This is a genomic window from Saccharopolyspora sp., from assembly GCF_017434145.1.
In the GTDB taxonomy this organism is placed as follows: domain Bacteria; phylum Actinomycetota; class Actinomycetes; order Mycobacteriales; family Pseudonocardiaceae; genus Saccharopolyspora_C; species Saccharopolyspora_C galaxeae.
Genome location: NZ_JAFRFW010001014.1, coordinates 1 through 2,514, shown reverse-complemented (window position 1 = coordinate 2,514; position 2,514 = coordinate 1). Strand labels below are relative to the sequence as shown.

The window sequence follows — 2,514 nt, the reverse complement described above, 5'->3', positions numbered from 1 at the left end:
TTGCTCGCTCAGCAGGGCTGCGCGGTGCACGTCGGCTCCCGGGACGCCGAGCGCGGACGGCGCGCCGCGGAGGAGATCGGCCGCGGAGCCCGCCCGCTGGTGCTGGACGTGACCGACGGCGACGCAATCGGCCGGGCCGCGGCGCAGCTCGACCGGCTGGACGTGCTGGTCAACAACGCGGGGATAGCGCCGTCGCTCGCGCCGCCGCAGGAGACCGGGATCGAGGAGTTCCGGCGGACCTACGAGACGAACGTGCACGGCGTCCTCGCCGTCACCAACGCCTTCCTGCCCGCGCTGCGCCGGTCGCCGCAGCCGCGCATCGTCAACATCTCCAGCGGGACCGGATCGTTGGCCTGGAGCACCGACCCCGATCACGGGTTCAGCGTCAGCGGGGGCGACGGGGCCGCATACCGCTCGTCGAAAGCCGCGCTCAACGCGCTGACCGTCTTCTACGCGCAGGCGCTGGCGGGGGAGGGGTTCAAGGTCAACGCGCTCGCCCCGGGACTGCGGGCGACCGACCTGAACGCCAGGGCGGCCGGTTCCGACGGAGACCCCGCGGAGGTCGCGCCGGAGGCGGTCCGGCTGGCTTGGCTGCCGGCGGACGGCCCCACGGGCCGGTTCTTCTCCTGGGACGGCAGTTCCGTGCCGTGGTGATCCCCGGTGCGGCCGTCGATGCGCTCCCGGATGAGGTCGGCGTGCCCGCAGTGCCGGGGGTGCGCACCGATCACGTGGGTGCAGATCCAGCGCAGGTTCACGACACTTCACCGAGAACGGTCCTGCGAGCGCAACTGCAGGAACAGCTCGGGCAGCATCAGGTAGCTACCGGCGAGGAACGCCGCACCCCCGGCCAGGAAGCCGAGCTTGACGATGATCGCGCCTTGCGGCGCTTCCGCGGTGGGCAGCCCGACGTCCGGGAAACCGGGCAGCGACCCCACGATGAACCCGACGGAACCGAGCACGAACAGCACACCGACCCACCAGGACACGTCCCGCGGCTCGAAGCTCAGGTAGCCGTGCCCGGCCTCGGCGAGCTGCAGCACGCTGGACACCAGGAACAGCACGCTGCCGAGCAGGCTCGTCCACCACAACCCGGCCGCGGGCAGCAGCTCGGTTTTCGCTCCCAGCGCGAAGATCGTCTCGTAGTTGAACACCAGTGAGCCGATCAGCAGCACGAACGGTGTCCAGAACGACAGCCGCCGCGGCTCGAACCCGAACCACCGGTAGCGGCTCGGGGCGTGCGTGGTGCGGTCGATGCCGACCTCGTCGTCGGAGTTGAGGCTCTCGAACAGCTGCCCGTAGATGCTGACGGTGTAGAGCAGCGCGCCCAGGAAGTAGCAGGACTCGGCGTAGATGGCCATCGCGTGCTGGCCGCCGAACACCTCCGGCATCAGCGATCCGGCGGCCCCGGCGACGAACAACACCGAGCCGATCATGAACGCGACGGCGATCCACCAGGCCATTCGCTGCGGAGCCCAGAACCGCAGCCACGGGTTCGGGATCGGCGCGCCCACCGGCACGTGCGGGGCGGCGCGGCCGGTAGCGGTGACCGGCCCCGCCCCCTTGCGGCCGTGCCGCGACTCCCACAGGTATCTCGACCGGTCCGGCGTCCGGTAGGCGACCCACGAGGTGAACGGGCGTGGACCACCGCTGCCGGAGACCGACCACTCGCGGGGGACCCGCGGGCCGATCCGGTGTCGTTCGGAACCGGTGTGCAATGGGCTTCCTGTCGCCGGGGTCGAGTGCGCACGCAGTCTCCGCCGCAGCGCCGCCGATCGCATCCGGCACGGGGCTGCGCTGCGGCGCAGCGCCCGCGCTTGCCGGCGAACCGGCCCGGCGGTGCACCGCTCGAGCGATCGGCGCCGAGCACGGCTCGACGTTCAGCCCAGCAGCGCCGGGGCGAGTTCGCGCAGCGCGGGCAACGGGTCGTCGCTGAGGCTGTCGCCGAGCACCTGGACCACCACGTGGTCGGCCCCGGCCTCGAAGTGCTGCCGCACCCGTTCGGCGATGACTGCGGTGTCGCCCATCGCCACGACCCCGTCGGCCAGCTTGTCCGAGCCGCCGACCACCACGTCCGACTCGTCGAAGCCTTGCCGCAGCCAGGAATTCCGGTAGTTCGGCAGCCGCGAGTACATGTCCAGGTGGTTGTGCGCGCGCCGCAGCCCGGTCTCGCGGTCGGTGGTCAGCGCAACGGCCTGCTCGCTGACGACCCACTTGTCCGGCCCGAGCAGTTCGCGGGTGCGCGCGGTCTGCACCGGGGTGATCAGGTACGGGAGGGCGCCGTCGGCCGCGGAGCCGGACAGCTCGATCATCTTCGGCCCGAGCGCGGCCAGCAGCTTCGCCGGTCGCGGCGCACCGGGTTCGATCTTGTCCGAAACCGAGTCCATCTTCTGCAGGTAGTCCCGCATGGTCGCCAGCGGTTTGGCGTAGCGGCCGTAGGTGTTGTCCACCAGCGGGCCGTGGCTGACGCCGAGCCCGAGCACGAACCGGCCGGGGTGCAGCGCGCTCAGCGTCCGG

At 71.8% G+C, this 2,514-nt stretch carries 3 protein-coding genes and 1 pseudogene; 1 reads left to right on the top strand and 3 read right to left on the bottom strand.

From position 1 onward, the window contains the following. Nucleotides 1-654 (top strand): SDR family NAD(P)-dependent oxidoreductase (locus IJH84_RS27645; protein ID WP_367269109.1); only part of this gene is annotated, 654 nt, incomplete at its 5' end. A gap of 2 nt (nucleotides 655-656) precedes the next feature. On the opposite strand, the pseudogene IJH84_RS27640 reads toward IJH84_RS27645, so the two are convergent. The 3 genes and pseudogenes from IJH84_RS27640 to IJH84_RS27630 form a co-directional block, all read right to left on the bottom strand. Further along, nucleotides 657-755, bottom strand: a pseudogene (locus IJH84_RS27640) (DUF664 domain-containing protein); the annotation flags it as partial. 6 nt (nucleotides 756-761) lie between these two features. Next, nucleotides 762-1,715, bottom strand: coding sequence for a hypothetical protein (locus IJH84_RS27635; RefSeq protein ID WP_295150807.1), 954 nt, complete (start codon nucleotides 1,713-1,715; stop codon nucleotides 762-764). Between the two features lie 162 nt (nucleotides 1,716-1,877). After that, nucleotides 1,878-2,514, bottom strand: a 637-nt coding sequence (locus tag IJH84_RS27630) for a TIGR03620 family F420-dependent LLM class oxidoreductase (RefSeq protein ID WP_295150805.1), incomplete at its 5' end; no start/stop codon positions are given.